Origin of the sequence: Haloterrigena turkmenica DSM 5511 (assembly GCF_000025325.1) — an archaeon.
In the GTDB taxonomy this organism is placed as follows: domain Archaea; phylum Halobacteriota; class Halobacteria; order Halobacteriales; family Natrialbaceae; genus Haloterrigena; species Haloterrigena turkmenica.
In genome coordinates this window covers 3464979-3483170 of the sequence record NC_013743.1, presented here as the reverse complement: position 1 = coordinate 3483170, position 18192 = coordinate 3464979, and the positions used below count along the sequence as shown (strand labels likewise).

Annotated in this window: 18 protein-coding genes and 1 pseudogene; 10 read left to right on the top strand and 9 right to left on the bottom strand. The window is 66.9% G+C overall.

Annotated elements, in window-relative coordinates; translation table 11 throughout:
- Positions 1-222: 222 nt before the first annotated feature.
- Together HTUR_RS16605 and HTUR_RS16600 are read right to left on the bottom strand one after the other, a co-directional pair.
- The gene (locus HTUR_RS16605) at positions 223-1176 is read right to left on the bottom strand and encodes a nucleoside hydrolase (protein WP_012944492.1); all 954 of its coding nucleotides are present in this window, start codon (positions 1174-1176) and stop codon (positions 223-225) included.
- Between the two features lie 84 nt (positions 1177-1260).
- Entirely contained in the window at positions 1261-2016 is a 756-nt protein-coding gene (locus HTUR_RS16600) for a potassium channel family protein (protein WP_012944491.1), read from the bottom strand.
- Positions 2017-2140: 124 nt separating this feature from the next.
- On the opposite strand from HTUR_RS16600, the gene truA reads away from it, so the two are divergent.
- From truA to HTUR_RS16585, 3 genes are all read left to right on the top strand, one after another.
- On the top strand, positions 2141-3028 hold the full coding sequence (gene truA, locus HTUR_RS16595) for a tRNA pseudouridine(38-40) synthase TruA (RefSeq protein ID WP_012944490.1): 888 nt from the start codon (positions 2141-2143) through the stop codon (positions 3026-3028).
- A gap of 54 nt (positions 3029-3082) precedes the next feature.
- The gene (locus tag HTUR_RS16590) at positions 3083-3325 is read left to right on the top strand and encodes a hypothetical protein (RefSeq protein WP_012944489.1); all 243 of its coding nucleotides are present in this window, start codon (positions 3083-3085) and stop codon (positions 3323-3325) included.
- Between the two features lie 85 nt (positions 3326-3410).
- A complete protein-coding gene (locus HTUR_RS16585; protein WP_012944488.1) occupies positions 3411-3725 on the top strand; it encodes a NifU family protein in 315 nt (104 codons plus the stop codon).
- Between the two features lie 33 nt (positions 3726-3758).
- Here the strand turns inward: HTUR_RS16585 and HTUR_RS16580 are convergent, their stop codons facing one another.
- Both HTUR_RS16580 and HTUR_RS16575 read right to left on the bottom strand, forming a co-directional pair.
- Complete coding sequence (locus HTUR_RS16580) at positions 3759-5138, bottom strand: M28 family peptidase (RefSeq protein WP_012944487.1); 1380 nt, start codon at positions 5136-5138, stop codon at positions 3759-3761.
- Between the two features lie 66 nt (positions 5139-5204).
- Positions 5205-6314 (bottom strand): oxidoreductase, encoded by a 1110-nt coding sequence (locus HTUR_RS16575; protein WP_012944486.1) that lies wholly within the window; start codon positions 6312-6314, stop codon positions 5205-5207.
- A 161-nt stretch (positions 6315-6475) separates the two neighbouring features.
- Here HTUR_RS16575 and pepF point away from each other — a divergent pair, with 161 nt between their 5' ends.
- Positions 6476-8296, top strand: a complete 1821-nt coding sequence (gene pepF, locus HTUR_RS16570) for an oligoendopeptidase F (RefSeq protein ID WP_012944485.1) — start codon at positions 6476-6478, stop codon at positions 8294-8296.
- A gap of 177 nt (positions 8297-8473) precedes the next feature.
- Here pepF and HTUR_RS25650 read toward each other — a convergent pair.
- Positions 8474-8716 (bottom strand): annotated as a pseudogene (locus tag HTUR_RS25650) (transposase); the annotation flags it as partial.
- A 77-nt stretch (positions 8717-8793) separates the two neighbouring features.
- On the opposite strand from HTUR_RS25650, the gene HTUR_RS16565 reads away from it, so the two are divergent.
- From HTUR_RS16565 to HTUR_RS16545, 5 genes are all read left to right on the top strand, one after another.
- Positions 8794-9594, top strand: coding sequence for an ABC transporter ATP-binding protein (locus HTUR_RS16565; protein WP_012944484.1), 801 nt, complete (start codon positions 8794-8796; stop codon positions 9592-9594).
- On the top strand, positions 9587-11347 hold the full coding sequence (locus tag HTUR_RS16560; protein ID WP_012944483.1) for a hypothetical protein: 1761 nt from the start codon (positions 9587-9589) through the stop codon (positions 11345-11347). The genes HTUR_RS16565 and HTUR_RS16560 overlap by 8 nt, the downstream gene beginning before the upstream one ends.
- 228 nt (positions 11348-11575) lie before the next feature.
- On the top strand, positions 11576-12808 hold the full coding sequence (pan2, locus tag HTUR_RS16555) for a proteasome-activating nucleotidase Pan2 (protein ID WP_012944482.1): 1233 nt from the start codon (positions 11576-11578) through the stop codon (positions 12806-12808).
- A gap of 575 nt (positions 12809-13383) precedes the next feature.
- Positions 13384-13860, top strand: a complete 477-nt coding sequence (locus HTUR_RS16550) for a pyruvoyl-dependent arginine decarboxylase (protein WP_012944481.1) — start codon at positions 13384-13386, stop codon at positions 13858-13860.
- A gap of 71 nt (positions 13861-13931) precedes the next feature.
- The gene (locus HTUR_RS16545; protein WP_008893744.1) at positions 13932-14330 is read left to right on the top strand and encodes a DUF5811 family protein; all 399 of its coding nucleotides are present in this window, start codon (positions 13932-13934) and stop codon (positions 14328-14330) included.
- A 149-nt stretch (positions 14331-14479) separates the two neighbouring features.
- Here the strand turns inward: HTUR_RS16545 and HTUR_RS16540 are convergent, their stop codons facing one another.
- From HTUR_RS16540 to HTUR_RS16530, 3 genes are all read right to left on the bottom strand, one after another.
- Complete coding sequence (locus HTUR_RS16540; RefSeq protein WP_012944480.1) at positions 14480-14875, bottom strand: DUF6276 family protein; 396 nt, start codon at positions 14873-14875, stop codon at positions 14480-14482.
- A gap of 30 nt (positions 14876-14905) precedes the next feature.
- On the bottom strand, positions 14906-15658 hold the full coding sequence (locus HTUR_RS16535) for a V-type ATP synthase subunit D (RefSeq protein WP_012944479.1): 753 nt from the start codon (positions 15656-15658) through the stop codon (positions 14906-14908).
- Positions 15659-15794: 136 nt separating this feature from the next.
- Positions 15795-15998, bottom strand: coding sequence for a zinc ribbon domain-containing protein (locus HTUR_RS16530; RefSeq protein WP_012944478.1), 204 nt, complete (start codon positions 15996-15998; stop codon positions 15795-15797).
- A gap of 59 nt (positions 15999-16057) precedes the next feature.
- On the opposite strand from HTUR_RS16530, the gene HTUR_RS16525 reads away from it, so the two are divergent.
- A complete protein-coding gene (locus HTUR_RS16525; protein ID WP_012944477.1) occupies positions 16058-16384 on the top strand; it encodes a hypothetical protein in 327 nt (108 codons plus the stop codon).
- A gap of 59 nt (positions 16385-16443) precedes the next feature.
- Here HTUR_RS16525 and HTUR_RS16520 read toward each other — a convergent pair whose 3' ends face one another.
- A complete protein-coding gene (locus HTUR_RS16520) occupies positions 16444-18057 on the bottom strand; it encodes a long-chain-fatty-acid--CoA ligase (RefSeq protein WP_012944476.1) in 1614 nt (537 codons plus the stop codon).
- Positions 18058-18192 lie beyond the last annotated feature (135 nt).

Genomic DNA, 18192 nt, shown 5'->3' with positions numbered 1-18192 from the left:
GCATACCATGCGAACGGCGCTTTGCGCCGTGAGCAGACGCAGTGAGTGAACCGGCTGGGGAGGGCGAGGCGATTCCTCGTTGCCACAACAAGAGAACGACCGACCCGAATTCAGGCCTCTGAGAGGTTTTTCACGGGCTAACTCGAACGGGGCGGGACGAAAACGAGTGTCCCGTCCCTGCTGGTGGCTGGAATTGCCACTCCCTCTCTAGTCGATATCTACTCACGGTTCCGCTTCGATCCGCTCGAGAACGCGCTCGAGCGACGCGCTCATCAGTTCCCGGTACCGCTCGTAGTCGGCCTCGATCGCTACCTCGCCGTTTTCCGCCGCCCCGGTCACGCCGTTCTCGTCGACGACCAGCGCGCCCCGCGCGAGGTCGCCGTCGGCAGCGACCTCCATCGGATACGATCGGGTTTCGAGCACGCCGTCGTCGATCAGTTCTGCGATCACGAGCGCGTCGTGGATCGCGGCCGATTCGATGCCGTAGCGCTCGAGGCGGTCGGCGTCGTAGTAGGTGAGCCACTCGTAAAGCGACCGTCCCAGCGGCCCGTCCCGCTCGAGCCCGTCGACCCGCTCGGGCGGGACCGCGGCCCGCGCCGTCACGTCAAGCCCGACTATCGTCGGCTCGCAGTCCCGGACGACCCGGCGGGCGGCGTGGGGATCGGAGTGGAAGTTCGCCTCCGCCAGCGGCGTGACGTTCCCCGACGCGAAGGCCGCGCCGCCCATGACGATCAGTTCGTCGAGTAACTCGGGCAAGGCGGGTTCCATCGCGTGGGCGAGCGCGACGTTCGTCAGCGGGCCGATCGTTGCGAGCGCGAGGTCGCCGTCGTGGGCGCGGGCCTGCTCGACGATGCGCCGTGCGGCGTGGACGTCGCCCGGCTCGGTCGCCGGCCCCGGATCCGGAAGGTCACCGCGGAGCCCGCCCCCACCGTGGACGTATTCGGACGTCTCGAGGTCGACCAGCAGCGGCCGGTCGGCGCCCCTCGCGACGGGGACGTCCGTCCGGTCGACCGCCTCGAGGATCGCGCGGGCGTTTCGCGTCGTGTCCTCGACCGGCGCGTTCCCGTGGACGGTCGTCAGCCCGACGACCTCGAGGGACGCGTGCTCGAGGGCGGCCAGGAGCGCCACGGCGTCGTCGCAACCCGGATCCGTATCGATCAGCACGGGACGGCTCATGCGGGATGTCTCGGGGCTTCCGGCGGATAAGCGGCCGGATCGCGGTCGCCGGACGGTCCCGCCGCCGCGAGAGCGCCTCGTCGCTCAGTCCGTCAGCTCGCCGGCGATGTCGCTCCCGCTCATGATCTCCGGGATGACCACGGTGTCGGCGCCCGCGCGGCGGGCCGTCGACGCGTACGTCTGCTCGCCGACGCGGACGATGAGCGTCGCCTCGGGCGCGAGCTGGCTCGCGAGGACGCTGATCTGGAGGTTGACGTTCGAATCGTCGATCGCCGCGACGACGGTCGCCGCGTCCTCGATCCCGGCGCGCTCGAGGGTCGGCTCCTGGCGCGCGTCGCCGTCGATGACGAGGTGGCCGTCGCGTTCGACCTGACTCGCTTTGTCGTCGTCGCTCTCGATGACGACGACGTCCTTCCCCGCTCCGTTCAACTGGTATGCGATGGTCTCTCCGAACATGCCGTAGCCACAGATCACTACGTGGTCGGAGAACGTCGCTATCTTCTTCTCTTGGGTCACGCGTTTGAGTTCCTCCGTGAGCTGTCCCCCGAACAGGGCCGACGCGACGGTCTGGCCGATCCACAGCCCGGTGACGATCTGCGCCAGTCGGGAGACCACCGCGAACCCCTTGGTCACGGTCTCGGGCCCCGAGTGGTCCCGGAAGTGGATGCCGATGTTCTCCGGCGTGATCAGCCAGTAGGCCGCTTCGACGAGATCGATGTCGGCGAGCGCGACGAACCCTCCGATCGTCACCGCGACCACCACACAGAACACGATCATCGGCAACAGCGCTCGTCGCAACAGCGGCCGCTTCGACAGCGCCCCGCCCTCGTCGGAGGACATACCTGCAATAGCGGAGAAGGCGACTATGAACGTCACGACCGTGTCAATTATCGGGAGGACTCTGCGTCCCGCGATTCGGCGCGGGTCGACGGCCCTAACACGCTGGCCGCCCTCCCTCGAGTCGATGCCGACCCGCGCGTTCCGGATCGCCTACGACGGCACCGGCTACCACGGCTTCCAGCGCCAGCCCGACGTCCCCACCGTCGAGGACGCGATCTTCGACGCCCTGCGCGATCTCGAGGTGCTCGCTGCGGACGCCGACAGGCCCGACGGCTACGCCGCCGCGGGGCGGACCGACGCCGGTGTCTCCGCGCTCGCCCAGACGGTCGCCCTCGAGGCGCCCGACTGGCTGACGCCGCGAGCCCTGAACGGGGAACTCCCCGCCGACATCCGCGCGTGGGCCGCCGCCGACGCGCCCCCGGAATTCCACGCGACCCACCACGCCGAGCGCCGCGAGTACGCGTATCACCTGTACGCGCCGCCGGCGGACTCGCGTCGACGCGACCGAGCCGCGCCGGTGAGCGATCGCGCCGGCACTCGAGGCTCCCCCGGACAACGCGCCGTCGACGACGACCGCTTTCGGGCCGCCTGCGAGGCTCTCTCCGGCAGCCACGACTTCCACAACCTCACGCCGGACGACCGCAACACCGAGCGCTCGCCGACCCTCGAGGCGATTCGCGACGGCGACTTCCTCGTCGTGACCGTCACCGCCGGCGGCTTCGTCCGCGAACTCGTCCGCCGGCTGGTCTCGCTCGCCCGCGCGGTCGGAACCGGCGACGCGCCACTCGAGAAAATCGACCGCGCGTTCGACCCCGAACCCCTGCCCGGCCACGAGGGAGTCGCGCCGGCGCCGCCGGAGCCGCTGGTGCTGACTGCCGTCGACTATCCCGACCTCGCCTTCGAGATCGACTCGGCGGCGGCCGCGAGCGCCCGCGAGATCTTTCGCGAACGGCGGATCGAGCGCCGGACGGGGGCTCGAGTCGCGAGCCAGATCGCGGACGGCGTCCGGTAAGCGGACTGGCCGGCGGACGGACGCTTTTAACGGTCGGGGCCGACAGTCAGTCGTATGGAACTGTCGCCCGAGGAGTACGGCGCCTACTGGCGGGGCTCGATCCGCGTCGCGGCGGGCGTCTGTATCGTCGTCTTCGGCATGCAACTCGTCTCGCCGTTGCTGTCGGGGCCGACTGCCGGCGCGATCGGGCTCGCGGTCTTCCTGCTGGCCGCGCTGATCCTCGCGGGCTCGTTCGTCGCGATGCTCGGCGTCGCCCGCGTCGTCCGGACCGCCGTCGACGCAGAGATGCGCGGGTGACGGTTGGATCGACTGATTCCCGTTGCCCTCGCGCCCGAACCGATCGGTGAACAGAGATAAATCCGTCCGGATCCTCTGCCACGGTATGAGCGAGTCCGCCCAGTCCCCCGAAGACGAGGTCCGCGAAGCCGTCTCGCTGTTCCTCCAGCGCAACTTCCCCCAGATTCAGGCCCACGGTGGCGACTCGTCGATCACCGCCGTCGACCTCGAGGAGGGGTCCGTCGAGATCAACCTGACCGGCGCCTGTAGCGGCTGCGGCGTCAGTCCGATGACGACCCAGGCGATCCAGCGTCGCCTCCCCGGCGAGATCGACGAAATCGATTACGTCTCGGTGACGACCGGCTTCGACGGACTCACGGAGGGGACCTCGCGGGATATCTCGGACGACGTCCCGTTCTGATCCTCGCAATTCTCTCTCGAAGCCTCGCCTCGGTTAGTCCCACGCATCGGGCCAGATTTCGGCGGCGCGCATCCCCGGTTCGTACTCCTGTTCTCGCAGTCGCCCTTGCAGATCCGCGGTGTCGACTCGGGGTACCTCGGTACGCGTGAGTTCCCGGACCAGCAGCGCCGTCAACATGGCGTGTTCGCGCAGGTTCCGGCGGTCCACTTTGTCGCGCGTATCGGCCGTCGTGTGCGTCCAGCCGCGGCCGCGCTCGCCGCCCTCGGGGGGTTCGCTGTGGAGCTGCAGCGCCGGCACGCCCGCCCGCAGGAACGGCCAGTGGTCGCTGAACGGGTGGGGGTCCGGCTCGTGGACGATCGGCTGGCCCGCCGCCGTCGTCACGTCTTCGGCCAGTTCCTCGAGCGTCTTGGAGCCGTGGGAGAGCGCCCGCAGGTTGCGAAACCGGCCCGCTCCGTCGACGTTGACCACCGCACGAACCGACTCGAGGTCCAACTCGTCGGCCATCGCCTCGGCGCCCAGCAGGCCGATCTCCTCGCAGCCGACGCCGGCGATCCGGACCCGACAGTCGAGATCGGCCTCGAGGGCCGAGAGGATCGCCGTCGCGCCGGCGACGGTCGCGATCCCGCAGCCGTTGTCGAGCGCGCCCTCGGTGATGTCGTGGGCGTCGTAGTGGGCGACGACGAGCACCTCCTCGTCTGTTTCCGGCCCGAAAACGCCGTGGACGTTCCGACTCGAGCCGTCCTCGGTCGACGCGTCGACGCGGATCCTGGCTCGAGCCCCCCGCTCGGCGTAGTCGATCAGCCAGTCGTGGGTCTCGGCGCTGACGCCGACGCCGGGGACGGCGGCCTCGGCGTCGAACTGCAGCGCTCCCGTCGGGGGCAGTTGTCCGGGCACGTGGTTGGCGAAGACGAAGGCCTCCGCGCCCGCGGCGACGGCGTGGCCGAACTTCTCCATCCGGTGGACGAACCGCTGGTCCCGCGGCGTCGTGGTGCTGGCGACGGCGATGGCGCCCTGCAGGTCGACCGCCTCGAGTTCCGTAGGCGTCCCGTAGCCGACGTCGACCAGCGGTCCTTCGACGTCGCCGGCCGGCGAGTACGGGAGCGCGATCGCCTCGAAGGACCGATCGGGGATCGCTCGAGAGTCAGGTCCGTCGTCCGCTTCGCTTGCTTCCGATAGCACCGCGAACTCGGTCGTTCCCCGCTCCCAGTACTGCATCGGGAACTCCTGCAATTGCACGTCTTCGAGCCCGGCGTTCGAAAACGTCTCGCGGACGATCTCGGCTGCGCGGCGCTCGGCGGGCGAGCCACCCATGCGGTGGGGGAGTTCGGTCAATCGCGTCAACAGCTCCCAGCACCGGTCGTCGGTCCAGGCGCGACCGAGGGCCCGTTCGAGCGTCGGGTCGCTCTCGCTCATAGCCCTCCTTCGTCGGTGAGCGAAAAAAGCGCGGGGCCTACCGCGTCAGCGATCGATCGTCCCGCCCTAGCTGTCCGCCGGTTCGGGGACTTCGGACTCGTCGATGCCGGCGTCGGGTTGGAGGATGCGTTGGAAATCGAACTTCTCGAGCGGCCGGCCTTCGGCGACCCGGCGGGGCCAGTCGGGGTTGGCGAGCGCGCCCTTCGCGAGGGTGATCAGGTCGGCGCCCTCCTCGACGGTCGCCCGCGCCGCGTCGGGGTCCTCGAGCGCGCCGTTGGCGATCACCGGGACGTCGCCGTACCGGTCGGCGAGTTCCGTGAGCGTCGGGCCGCTCTCGAAGGCGGGCGTCGTCACGTCCTCTTCGGTGACGTGGAGGTAGTCGGCGCCGGCGTCGGTGAGTCTCTCGAAGATGACTTCTGCATCGTCCTCACCGCCGGGCCAGCGGTAATCGGGATCGTTGACCTTGCTCTGGGAGATCCGTACACCGACGACGAACTCGTCCGGGGTCGCGGCCTGCACCGCCTCGAGGACCTCCGCAGTCAGGCGGATCCGATTCTCGACGTTGCCCCCGTACTCGTCGTCGCGCTCGTTGGTGTACGTCGTGAGGAACTGGTCGAGCAGGTAGCCGTTCGCGCCGTGGACTTCGACGCCGTCGAAGTTCGCGTCGACCGCGCGCTCCGCCGCAGTAGCGAAGTTCTCGATCACGTCCTCGATATCGTCTGTCGTCGCGGCGCGGGGCTCCGGGAACTCGCCGCTCCCACCGTACATCTCGAGTTGCTCGCCCGTCGGTCGGATCGCCGACGGCGCGAGCCGCTCGTCGGTGTAGCGGTTCCCCTGGGAGAGCGCGCCGGCGTGCATCAACTGGGCGAAGATCGGCGCGTCCTCGTCGTGAACGGCGTCGGTGACTCGCCGCCACGCCTCGACGTGCTCGTCGTTCGCGATACCCGGCTGATCGTCGTAGCCCTGGCTATACGCTTCGTCGGGATAGATCCCCTCGGTAACGAGGAAGGAGAACCCGCCGCGGGCGAACTTCGCGTAGTAGCGCGCCATCTCGGCCGTCGCGCGGCCGTCTCCCGTCGCGCTGGTTCGCGTCATCGGTGCGAGGCCGACCCGGTTCGACAGCGTTTCGTCGCCGAGGTCGACGGAATCGAACAGGACGTCGTCGGAAGTGCTCATCGGGGACGGTTGACTGCCACCGCGTAAAAGTGGCGGGCCGTCGTGTATCGGCCGCGAAATAGCGATCGCGAACCGATACGAACCGACAGTGTCGCACCGGCGCCGCCGCGGTCGGTTTCCTCTCCGATACGCTTTACCACCTACGTTCCGAAACGCGTCGTATGAGTTCCGTTCCCGAACGCTCCGAGGTCGACGAGGACTATACCTGGGACCTCAAGAGCATCTACGCGACCGACGACGACTGGGAGGCCGCCTACGAGGCGGTCGCCGAGCGCGTCGACGAACTCGCCGCCTACGAGGGGCAGGTCACCGACGACGCCGAGACGCTCCGCGACGTTCTCCAACTGCGCGACGAGATCATGCGCGAGGTGTCGACCGTCGCCGCCTACGCCCGCATGCGCCGCGACGAGGACACGACGAATCAGCAGTACCAGGCGCTGACGGCCCGAGCGCAGTCGCTGGGGGCCGACGCTCAGTCTGCAGCGTCATTCATCGACCCCGAACTGCAGGAGCTGACCCGCGAGGAGTTCGACGCGATGGTCGAGACCGAACCCGCCCTCGAGACCTACGACCACTACGTCGACGACGTCCTCCGGATGAAGCCCCACACCCGCTCGGCGGAGGTCGAGGAGCTGCTCGCCGACCTGAGCGAGGTGACGGGCGCGACGGGCGAGGTCTACAACATGCTCGCGAACGCGGACATGGAGTTTCCCACCGTGGAGGCCCCCGAGGGCGACGACGAGGACGCGATCGAGATCACCCAGAGCAACTTCGTCAACCTGCTGAAACGGCCCGACCGCGAGTTCCGTCAGACGGTCCACGAGGAGTACTACGACGAGTGGTCGGCCATGCGAAACACCGTCGCTTCGGCCTACAAGAACAGCGTCAAGGCCGACGTCAAGACCGCTCGAGCACGCAACTACGACACCGCCCGCGAGGCCGCCCTCGACGGTCCCAACGTGCCCGTCGACGTCTACGACACCCTCGTCGAGACGGTCCACGACAACATCGACAAACTCCACCGCCACGCCGAACTGAAGGAGCGAGCGCTTGGCGTCGACGACCTGCAGATGTGGGACGTCTACATGCCCCTGACCGGCGACGAGGGGCCCGACGTCGAGTACGACCGGGCCACCGAGTACATCGTCGAGTCGCTGGCGCCGCTGGGCGACGACTACCAGTCGCGGGTCGCAGAGGGACTCGAGTCCCGCTGGGTCGACGTCTACGAGAACGAGGGGAAACAGGCGGGGGCCTACTCGGGGGGCACCTACGACACCCAGCCGTTCATCCTGATGAACTATCAGGACGACATCTCCTCGATGTACACGCTGGCCCACGAACTCGGCCACTCGATGCACTCCGAGCTCACCAAGGAGGAACAGCCGTTCGTCTACTCGAGCTACGAGATCTTCGTGGCGGAGGTCGCCAGCACGGTCAACGAGGCGCTGCTGACCAGCCACCTCCTCGAGACCGTCGACGACCCTGAGTTCAAGAAACACGTGCTCAACGAATTCCTCGAGCGCGTGCGGTCGACACTCTACCGTCAGACGCTGTTCGCGGAGTTCGAACACGAGACCCACCGTCTCGAGGAGGAGGGCGAGCCGCTGACGGCCGACCGACTGGACGAACTCTACCGCGGGCTGAAAGAAGACTACTACGAGCCCGCGGTCGTCGACGACCGCATCGCCCGCGAGTGGATGCGCATCCCCCACTTCTACCGAGCGTTCTACGTCTATCAGTACGCGACCGGCATCTCCGCGGCGCTGGCCATCGTCGACAACGTGCTGCCGAACGGCGCTGGCGGCGACCGGAACGCCGACGCCGCCGAGGACTACCTCGAGTTCCTCCGGCGGGGCTCCCGCGAGTACCCGCTCGAACTCCTGCGGATCGCCGGCGTCGACATGAGTACGTCTGATCCGATCGATCGAGCCCTGGAGACGTACGGCCAGCGACTCGAGGAGATGGAAGCGCTGATGGAATGACATCCTCCCCGGCGTAAACAGAGAGGGAGCGAAGCTCCCTCAAGCAGTCGGGTATAGCCCGACGACGCCGGGGTTTCCTCCGTGGGAGTCTCAGCCGGTCTACGACTCGCCGGAGGCAACATTCCCGTCACGGTGGACGGTACTCGGGTCTGTGCGCTGTTCTTTGGGACTTCTTCAATCTTCGAGTTTCGACTGCAACCGGGCGATTTCTCGCGTCGTCTCGCGGAACCGCTGGAACAATTCGCGGCCTTCGTACAGATATCGCTCGCCGGTCGTGGTGGTACAGGCGACGAGATTGTTCGCACCACTATCCAGAGCGGTCATCAGACTACGTCTGATGACGGCCTGTTCTGAGGCCAGTGGAGTTGCCCGTGCATCGTCAGAAACAGTCACGGGTTGCGAAGCTCGGAAAGTGCCATCATTATACGGACAGACATGAAGAAGCTGAAACCAAACCGCAACTACTACTTGTATTGATAGGTATATCGACGTAACGAATGGCAGCGATCGAGACGACGGGACTGACGAAACGGTACGGACAGACGGTTGCTGTCGACGATCTCGAGCTCTCGATTCCCGAGGGATCCGTCTACGGCTTTCTCGGCCCGAACGGCGCGGGGAAGACGACGACGATGCGGCTGCTGACCAGTCTCGCCCGGCCCACCGAGGGGAGCGCCGCCGTCGCCGGCGTTTCGATCACGGACCGAGCGCGGCTCCGCCCGCGCGTCGGTTACCTCCCGGAGACGCCGCCGCTGTACGAGCGAGCGACCGGGCTCGAGCAACTCGAGTACGTCGCCGGGTTGCGCGATCTACACCTCGAGACGGCGCGCGATCGGATCCACTCGCTGCTCGCGGACCTCGACCTGCTGGCCGACGCCGAGACGCTTATCGACGACTACTCGACGGGGATGCGCCAGAAGGTCGCCTTCGTGCAGGCCGTGCTCCACGACCCCGACGTCGTCTTCCTCGACGAACCGACCTCCGGGCTGGACCCGCGAGCGGCCAAGACGATCCGCGAGCGAATTCGCGGCCTCGCCGACGGGGGGACGACCGTCTTCCTTTCGACGCACATCCTCCCGGTCGTCGAAGCGGTCGCCGACACGGTCGGCATCCTCTCCGACGGGCGACTGGTCGCCGAGGGCGCGCCCGACGCGCTCGCCCGACGGGCCGAAACCGGCGACGACGGCACGCTCGAGGACGTCTTCCTCGAACTGACCGACGCTGACCCTATCGACTCCGCTCGCGACGGGGCCGGCAGCGAGACCGTGATCGAGACCGAGGAGGCGGCCCGTGACTGACTCGAGGTGGGCTCAGGCGAGCCTCGACATCGGCGTCCTCGAGTTCCGGCGGTCGATCCGCGCGCTGTGGCGTTCCAAGGGCCGGTTCGCCCTCATCGCGCTCGGTGCGGCGGTGCCGACGCTAATCGGGGCCCTCGTCGTGTTCGTTTTCGCCGATGCGATCCGCGGCCTCGAGACGCTCTCGGAACTGGACTCCGTCCGCGGAATGGTCGCGCTCTTCTGGCTGTTCGCGGTGTTTCTGATCGGCCAACGGGTCGTGTCCGTGCGCACGCGGATCGAAGCCGAACCCTTCGTGTTGACGACCGTCTCGTCGCGAGCGACCGCCGGTGGACTGGTCGTCGCGGAGACGCTCCGCGTCCTCGCCTATTTCGCGCCGCCGGTACTCCTGACGACTGCGGTCTGTGTCCTCCTGCTGGGGTCGCCCGCGAGTCTGCTCGTCGTTCCGACGACGGCGGCGCTGTTCGCGGCGACCGCGGTCGTCACGGGGTCGGCGGCCGGCTACGTGGTGGCCCTGCTGGTGGCGACGTCCCCGTTCGTCGCTCGCCACAAGACGGTGCTCGGAACGGCCGCCTCGCTGCTCGGGTTCGGCGGCTACGCGCTGTTTTTCTATCCGCAGATCGGCGGCGTCGATCAATCGTCGCTCGCCGTGCTCCCGGTCGGGTGGTTCGCCGACCTCGCACTGGCCGGAACGGGGCTTACGACGACGCCGTTGCGCTGGTTCGGCGTCGGTCTCAGCAGCGCGGTGATTCTGCTCGTCGGCGGGTTCCTCGTCGACCGGCTGACGACGACGCTGTGGTTTATCGAGCCGGTGAGCGTCGATTCGGACGGCTCGAGCGACGGCGAACGTGCAGGCGAACTCACGCTCCGTCGCGACGCGCTCACGACCGCCGCGGCGCCGCTGCCGGTGCCCCGACTGCTGTCGACGCCGACGCGCCGCGTCGCGGAGTGGGCGCTCCTTCGAACGCGACGCGACTCCAACCGGCTGATGTTCCTCATGATTCCCCTCTTCGCCGTCGGCAGCGCGGTCGTCAATACGGCGATCCAGTCCGGTTCGATCGAGACGGTGGCCGCGCCGCTGTGTGCCGTCGCGCTCCCGTGGGTCGTCGGCTCCCTGTTCGCGATGAACCCCTTCGGCGACGAGGGTGCGGTGCTCCCGGTAACGCTGACGGCCGTCCCGGGCCGCCAGTACGTCCGCGGCCTCCTGGTGCCGGGCCTGCTGATCGGCCTCCCGCTCGTCCCCCTCGTGACCGGGCTCGCGACGCTCGTCTCGCCGTACACGCTCCTCGAGCGCGTCGGCCTGATCACTCTGAGCGGCTTCGTGACCTGCGTCGCGGTCGCGATCGCACCGGCGATCGGGATGGTGTTCCCGCGGTTCAGCGCTATCTCGGTCGGGCGGAGCTGCGACGTGATCCCGCCGCGGATGACCGCCGTGGCCCTCCACGCAGGACTGACGGTCGTTCCCGGAACCGTTCTCGCGGGACTCGTCCTCGCCCCGGAACTGACGCGCGGAGCGCTGGCCGGCCTCTTCGGCGTCCTTCCGGCGGTCCTGTCGGAACTGCTCGCGGCCGCGACCGCCGACGTCGTCGCGGCGCCCGCCGACTGGTTCGTCGCACTCGGCGACGGGATCGGGAGTCTGGACCTCGCGGTCCTGCGATTCGGCGGTGGCGGCCTCGTGCTCGTCGGTGGCCTCCTCGTCGCGGTGCTCTCGTACCGGCGCGCGATCGACCGTTTCGAGCACTATACGACGGCCTGACGGTCCGAATACTCCGGCGGTGTCGCTTCACTCGGTTCCGACCGAAGCAGTCTCGAATCGTCCGGCTTCGAGTCGACCCGAGACCCCTGCTCGAGTCGCCGTCGTCGCCCCTGTAGTTCGCTCTGAGACGGCGCATATCGCGGGTTTGAGCCAGCATTCGCGGGATTCGAAAAGCATCCGGGACCCAAAGGCACATTTATCGTCGGGGACTTACCAGCGTACGTCAGGATGTCTCGAAGCCCGTCTATCCCCGACCGACCTCACCGCGATATCGATCCGGATCTCCCCGACGACGAGCGGCTCGAGGCGCTCCGCGATCACTATCAGGACCTCGTGGACGTCAACGAACAGCTTTCCGAACAGCTCGATGACGCCGACGAGCGCCGGGAGCAACTCCGCGAGCGCGTCGACCGCATCGAGCGCGAAAACGAGACGCTCAAGAGCTCCTCGCTGTACATCGCCACCGTCGAGGACGTCCTCGAGAACGAGGAGGTCATCGTCAAACAGCACGGGAACAACCAGGAGGTACTGACCGACGTCTCGCCGCGGATCGTCGAGCAGATCGAGCCCGGCGACCGCGTCGCCGTCAACGACTCCTTCGCGATTCAGACGGTGTTAAACGCCGAGACCGACGCGCGGGCCCAGTCGATGGAGATCACCGAACGGCCCGAAGTCACCTACGCCGACATCGGCGGCATCGACGAGCAGGTCCGGGAGGTCCGCGAGGCCGTCGAACAGCCGCTGGCCGAACCCGAGCTGTTCACCGAGGTCGGCATCGAACCGCCGAGCGGCGTCCTGCTCTACGGCCCGCCGGGGACGGGCAAGACGATGCTCGCCAAAGCGGTCGCCAACGAGACCGACGCCACCTTCATCAAGATGGCCGGCTCCGAACTCGTCCGCAAGTTCATCGGGGAAGGCTCGCGGCTCGTCCGTGACCTCTTCGAGATGGCCCGCGAGCGCGAGCCCGCCATCATCTTCATCGACGAGATCGACGCCATCGCGACCCGCCGCTCCGAGTCCAAGACCTCCGGCGACGCCGAGGTCCAGCGGACCATGATGCAACTCCTCTCCGAGATGGACGGCTTCGAGGCCCGCGGCGAGATCCGCATCATCGCCGCGACTAACCGCTTCGACATGCTCGACCGCGCAATTTTGCGCCCCGGCCGATTCGACCGCCTCATCGAGGTGCCCGAACCCGACCGCGACGGCCGCGAGCAGATCCTCGAGATCCACACCCGCGGCATGAACGTCGCCGACGACGTCGACTTCGCCGCCCTCGCAGACGACACCGAGGGCTACTCCGGCGCCGAAATCGAGAGCCTCTCCACCGAGGCCGGCATGTTCGCCATCCGCAACGACCGCAACGAGGTCACCCACCAGGACTTCGTAGAGGCCCTCGAGAAGATCGAGGAAGACGACTCGAGCGACGTGATTTCGTCGCCCGGCTACTTCTATCAATAAAAGCAGAGCTTTGCTCTGTCGTTCGAGAGAGCGAAGCTCTCTCGTGACTGAGCGAATCTTCGATTCGCGAGGTCCGCGAGACCGGAGGTCTCGCTTGATGACGAAAGACGCCGAAGGCGTCTTTCGAACCACGGACGCGGCAAAGCCGCGCCCTCGGGAAAATCCTCAAAAGAGTGCTACGCACTCTTTTGGACTGGGCGATTCCTTCGGAATCGCTTGCAGTCGGCGCTTCGCGCCGACGACCTCGCGGGATCTTCGATCCCGCTCAGCTTTGATGAAAAGCAACGGAAGACGTTCCCGCTCACTCCGTTCGCGGGCTGCGACTTCCGAGCCTTCGCTCGCTCCGCTCACGAAGACACACCTCCCTCCGTTCGCTCCTTACAGTCGCTCACATCGGTCGTCGGCCCGCTCGCTCGTTTCACTCGCTCGCGGTGAATAACAGTGTGACGGCCTGCCCTCCCCCGGCTCACGGAGCCCTCACTTTTTCGGGCTCCATTCACGGCCACTGAATGGGTATCTCTCTCGAGCCACCGTCGGATCGCAACGCCTTACGCCGTCCGGTCCCAAAGTCGGGTATGAGCACGATTCGAGTCGTCTGGGGGTCCGCCTCGGCCCCGACGGCGATGGCCTCCTACGACGCCGCGCTCGCCGAGGCCGGTGTCGAGAACTACAATCTGGTTTCCGTCTCCTCGGTGATCCCGGCCGACGTCGACGTCGAGGCCGTCGGGACGGCGCCCGACCTCGGCCCCGTCGGCGACCGACTGACCGTCGTCGAGGCTCGAGCCACCACTGCGGGACCGGGACGGGTCAGCGCGGCGCTGGCGTGGGCCCAATCGGCCGAGGGGCCGGGGCTGTTCTACGAGACGGCCGGCGAGACGGATCAGGCCGACGTCGAACGCCGGGTTCGCGAGGGACTCCGTGCCGGTCAGGAACTTCGGGACTGGCAGTTCGCCGATCCGCAGGTAGCCGTCGAGAGCCAGCGGGCCGAATCCGGCGAGCACACGACTGCTATCGTCCTCGCGGTGTACGGCGAGAGCGAGCCGATCTGTTGACGCGTTGTCGGAATTTCCCGAAAGCGAATCCTTTTGATGCGTCGGTGCGTTGCTACCAGTACACACTTCTCATGAACGGAAATACGCCGTACGCCGGGCTGCCGGGAGAAACGGGTGCTGGTCAGCGTGCCGCGGCGGACGTTCCGGACCTCTCGCGGACCCAGAAACGCTCCCTCCACCGAGACGTCTCCCGAATCGCCGCTCGAACCCGTGACTTCCTCCCCGACGAATACGTCGTCGACTCCGAGGTTTCCCAGAGCATGACCGGCCCGCAGGTCACCGTCGCCGTCCGCCCGCCGATCGGCCACGCCGTCAGCGCCGGCTTCACGCCCGACTTAGAGGAGGTCGCGGCCGGCGACGCGGTGATCACCGCCGACGAACGCGACGAGGTGGCCCGCGGACTGGCGGCCAGCGCCGCCCTGCAGGTCAAGCAGGCGATCAGCGACAACGTGACGCCGACCGCGAAGTAACGCCCGTCGTCGTCGCCGTTTTCGAGTGAACGAAGATCGATAGTCGCTGCCTTCGCGATCAACAATGCTGATCGAGTCGAACTGATGTCCCGTTCCAGATCGGCCCGTACGGAGTACCCGGGGTCACCGACGCTGACGGGCGGTGGAAATTAGTACAACAGTTGCTCGAGTTGATGCCGGCGCCGCTCGAGGTCGATCGTCGGCTCGATGTCGGGGTCGTCGACCAGCCGGTCGAGCGCGAGCAGCGGGTCGGTCCCCGCGCGTTCGACGGCCTCGAGAAGGTCTTCGATCGCGGCCCGATTCGTCGCGAGCGACGAACACAGAGCCACGGCGAGCGCCAGCGGAATCGCCGCGTCGGGGTCGGTCGGATACGCGTCGCTGACCCTAGAGAAATCCGGTTCCTCGAGGGGGCTTCCCCCGTCGGGATCGACGTTCAAACAGCGGGTACAGAGCGACCCGGCCGGCGACTCTCCCGGCGCGTGCTCGCGGTACTCCTCGGGGATCGAAAAGACGACCGTCGGTGAGCTACACGCCGTGCAGGCCATAGTCGTGAGAGATGCGCGGACGGAGGGCAATCAGTCGCCGCCCGGAACGCCGCCCGCAGTCGACTGCTCCATGTCCGGTTCGGCCGTGTCTCCGCCCTCGTCCTCGGGAGCCACTTCGTCTTCCGCCTCTTCTTCGGCCTTCCGCTCTTCCTTCTCGGCCTGCTCTTTCTTCTCCTTGATCTTCTTCAGGCGGAACGTCTCCTCACGTTCCTGCTCCTCGAGTTTTTGCTCGATGTATTCCTGGCCTTCGTAGAGGTCAGGCAGGAGTTTGAACTCGAGAGCGTTGACGCGGCGCTTGGTGGTCTCGATCTCCCGGAGCATCTTCTTCATCGCCGTCTCGACCTCGGCGGCGAGGATGATGCTCTCGAGGAGGTCCTCGTAGGCCTCGGCGGCCTCGTCGATGCGGGCGGAAGTGCCCATGATCCCGTAGCCCCGCTGATCGAGGCTCTTCGAGACTCGCGAGGACTCGATCTGGGGCACGACCACGCCCATGATGTTCTTCGATTCGGTGGTGATCTCGGGGTGTTCCTGCAGCGCGGCGGCGGCCCCGCGGACCGCGACGTCGCCCTCCATGGCTCGGGCCATGTTGATCTTCTTCTGGGCGTCCTCGTAGTCCTGTGCGAGGTCCCCGCGGACGTCCTGGGCCTTGTCCAGGATGTCCATGAACTCCATGATCAGCCCGTCCCGTTTCTTCTCGAGCGTCCCGTGTCCCCGCTCGGAGAGTTCGATCCGATCCTCGATCTCCATCAGGTTCTTGCGGGTGGGCTTGACGTCCTTGGCCATCTTGTGGAGGGTTTGCGCCCCCAGTCGGATAACTGTTTACAGTTTTGGCGGGTATCGGCCGACGGGAGAGCCCCGTAGTGCCCGTCGGGTCCCGTTTACGACTGGGGGACGAGCCGACTCGGCTCGGCACCCGGTACTACCCGAGAAAGAGGTCGACCATATTCCCCGTCGACTGGCCGCGATAGAGTTCGGAGTAGCCGCAGTTCGTACAGCTCACGACCATGAATTGGCGGTTCTGTATATCGAAAAGCTTCGATAGCCCGGTCCCGCTCGTCGCGATCTCGTCGATCTCGGTCCCCGTGTGATCGCACTTGGGGCAGCCGCGGTCGTCGCCTTTCATACGTCTGCATTCGTGTTAGAGGACAAATATTTTGTGCTCGCGACCCGTCGGAGCGACCAATGATGTCCGGCGCTGTCATCCTCGTCTTCCTCCTGTTCGCGATCGCGATCCCGCTCCTCCTGTGGATCGCGATCGAGAGCGAGACGTCGGACCCGACCGTCGTCGACCGCGCGGAAGCCGAACGGATCGCGACGGAACGCGGCGGTCGAGGAACGTCGGGAGCCGACTCGAGTGACGATCCGGCGACGAGCGCGAAGACAGCTACCGACGACCACGAGGAAGAATCCGACCGGCGGCCACGGACCGACGATCGATCCTCGACGGAGCGAGACGAGCAGTGGGGAACCCGCTCGGACGAGTCGGACCGCGATGATCGCTGGCAGTAGTTAGTTCTGCGCGACCATTCGGGAACACCTGCGGACCGAGTCCGGTGAGACCGAACCGGTTAGCCCTGACCCACCATCCGATCCTCGTCTTCCCACTCCTCCTGGCGGAGTTCGTACTTCTGGATCTTGCCGGTCGCCGTCGTCGGCAGTTCCTCGACGAACTCGACTTCTCGAACGACCTTGTAGCCCGCGAGGTTGTCGCGAGTGAACTCGACGAGTTCGTCGCGGGTCACGCTCGGGTCGTCGGGATCGCCGTTACTCGGCACGACGAAGGCCTTCGGCGTCTCGCCCCACTCGTCGCTTGGCGCCGGGATGACGGCCACGTCCGAGACCTCTGGGTGGTCGAACAGCGTGTCCTCGAGTTCGATGCTCGAGATGTTCTCGCCGCCGGAGATGATAATGTCCTTCTTGCGGTCCTGGATGGAGATCATCCCGTGTTCGTCGACGACGGCGAGGTCGCCGGTGTGGTAGTAGCCCTCGACGCGGTCGTTGAACGCCTCTTCGGTCTCCTCGGGCTTGTTCCAGTACTTCTCCATGACCTGATTGCCGCGGACGACGATCTCGCCGATCGAGGCGTCGTCGCGGTCGACGTCGTTGCCGTCCTCGTCGACGACGCGGATCTCGGTGCCGAGATAGCCCAGTCCCTGGCGTTTCTTGATCGCGAACCGGTCCAAATCGTCGTCGTCGAACGTCCGGCGGGCGTCGGAGGTGGTGATCAGCGGTCCCGTCTCGGTCGCGCCGTAGACGTGTTTCAGGTACCAGCCGAACTCGTCCTCGACGGTGCGGATGGTGGCCTCTGGCGGCGCTGATCCGGCGGTCGCGATGCGGACGTCGTTGGCTCCGGTCGTCTCCGGATCGTGTTCCTCGTAGTAGTCGATCAGCATGTTCAACACCGTCGGCGCGCCGCACATGTACGAGACGTCCTCCGTCTGCACCGCCTCGAAGATGTCCCCGGCGTCGACGCCGCGCGTGCAGACGTGTTTCGCGCCGATCCCCGTCACGGCGTAGATGTGGCCCCAGCCGTTGACGTGGAACATCGGTAGCGTCCAGAGGTAGACGTCGTCGTCGCGCAGCTCCTGGTGGGCCGTGATCAGATAGGCGTGGAGCGTCTCCGAGCGGTGGGTCCGACAGACTCCCTTCGGGTCGCCCGTCGTCCCCGAGGTGTAGTTCATCGTGATGATTTCGTCTTCGTTCATCTCGGGGCGGTCGTACTCGGTGCCCGCGTCCTCGAGCACCGCGTCGAACTCCTCCCACTCGCCCTCCACCGCGTCGGCGTCGTTCGTGATGAACGTCTCCGTCGGCACCTCGTCGCGGATCGGCTCGATCTTGTCGGCGAAGTCGTAGTCGGCGTAGATGGCGTCGACCTCCGCGTCCTCGAGCATGTACGAGAAGTCGTCGGACGTCAACCGGTAGTTCAGCGGCGTGTGCACCGCGCCGAGTTGCATGCTCCCGTAGGCCGCCTCGAGGTGGTAGTGGGTGTTGGGATCGAGCACCGCGACGCGGTCGCCCTTCTCGATGCCCCGCTCCTGCAGCGCCGCCGAGAATCGATCGGCTCGCTCGCCGAGCTCGCCGTACGTGTACCGCTCCCCCGTCGTGGCGACGACGGCTTCCTCGTCTCCGTAATGGTTGCGCGCCCGGTCGAGGAAGTCCGTCACGAGCAGTGGCTTGTGCATATGCGGTATACGACATTAACGATAATTAAGTTCATTTCGGTTCGATCCGGACCGCGGGAGCGAGCGACGGTCTCGATTGCCTCCGCTCAGCCGGTTCGAATCTCGGAGCGAGTCGCTCCACGTGACGTCGGTTCC

What these genes read in the sequence shown, in the direction of transcription:
- HTUR_RS16605 (WP_012944492.1), bottom strand. Translation starts at nt 1,176, where the DNA reads ATGAGCCGTCCCGTGCTGATCGATACGGATCCGGGTTGCGACGACGCC.
- HTUR_RS16600 (WP_012944491.1), bottom strand. Translation starts at nt 2,016, where the DNA reads ATGTCCTCCGACGAGGGCGGGGCGCTGTCGAAGCGGCCGCTGTTGCGA.
- truA (WP_012944490.1), top strand. Translation starts at nt 2,141, where the DNA reads ATGCCGACCCGCGCGTTCCGGATCGCCTACGACGGCACCGGCTACCAC.
- HTUR_RS16590 (WP_012944489.1), top strand. Translation starts at nt 3,083, where the DNA reads ATGGAACTGTCGCCCGAGGAGTACGGCGCCTACTGGCGGGGCTCGATC.
- HTUR_RS16585 (WP_012944488.1), top strand. Translation starts at nt 3,411, where the DNA reads ATGAGCGAGTCCGCCCAGTCCCCCGAAGACGAGGTCCGCGAAGCCGTC.
- HTUR_RS16580 (WP_012944487.1), bottom strand. Translation starts at nt 5,138, where the DNA reads ATGAGCGAGAGCGACCCGACGCTCGAACGGGCCCTCGGTCGCGCCTGG.
- HTUR_RS16575 (WP_012944486.1), bottom strand. Translation starts at nt 6,314, where the DNA reads ATGAGCACTTCCGACGACGTCCTGTTCGATTCCGTCGACCTCGGCGAC.
- pepF (WP_012944485.1), top strand. Translation starts at nt 6,476, where the DNA reads ATGAGTTCCGTTCCCGAACGCTCCGAGGTCGACGAGGACTATACCTGG.
- HTUR_RS16565 (WP_012944484.1), top strand. Translation starts at nt 8,794, where the DNA reads ATGGCAGCGATCGAGACGACGGGACTGACGAAACGGTACGGACAGACG.
- pan2 (WP_012944482.1), top strand. Translation starts at nt 11,576, where the DNA reads ATGTCTCGAAGCCCGTCTATCCCCGACCGACCTCACCGCGATATCGAT.
- HTUR_RS16550 (WP_012944481.1), top strand. Translation starts at nt 13,384, where the DNA reads ATGAGCACGATTCGAGTCGTCTGGGGGTCCGCCTCGGCCCCGACGGCG.
- HTUR_RS16545 (WP_008893744.1), top strand. Translation starts at nt 13,932, where the DNA reads ATGAACGGAAATACGCCGTACGCCGGGCTGCCGGGAGAAACGGGTGCT.
- HTUR_RS16540 (WP_012944480.1), bottom strand. Translation starts at nt 14,875, where the DNA reads ATGGCCTGCACGGCGTGTAGCTCACCGACGGTCGTCTTTTCGATCCCC.
- HTUR_RS16535 (WP_012944479.1), bottom strand. Translation starts at nt 15,658, where the DNA reads ATGGCCAAGGACGTCAAGCCCACCCGCAAGAACCTGATGGAGATCGAG.
- HTUR_RS16530 (WP_012944478.1), bottom strand. Translation starts at nt 15,998, where the DNA reads ATGAAAGGCGACGACCGCGGCTGCCCCAAGTGCGATCACACGGGGACC.
- HTUR_RS16525 (WP_012944477.1), top strand. Translation starts at nt 16,058, where the DNA reads ATGATGTCCGGCGCTGTCATCCTCGTCTTCCTCCTGTTCGCGATCGCG.
- HTUR_RS16520 (WP_012944476.1), bottom strand. Translation starts at nt 18,057, where the DNA reads ATGCACAAGCCACTGCTCGTGACGGACTTCCTCGACCGGGCGCGCAAC.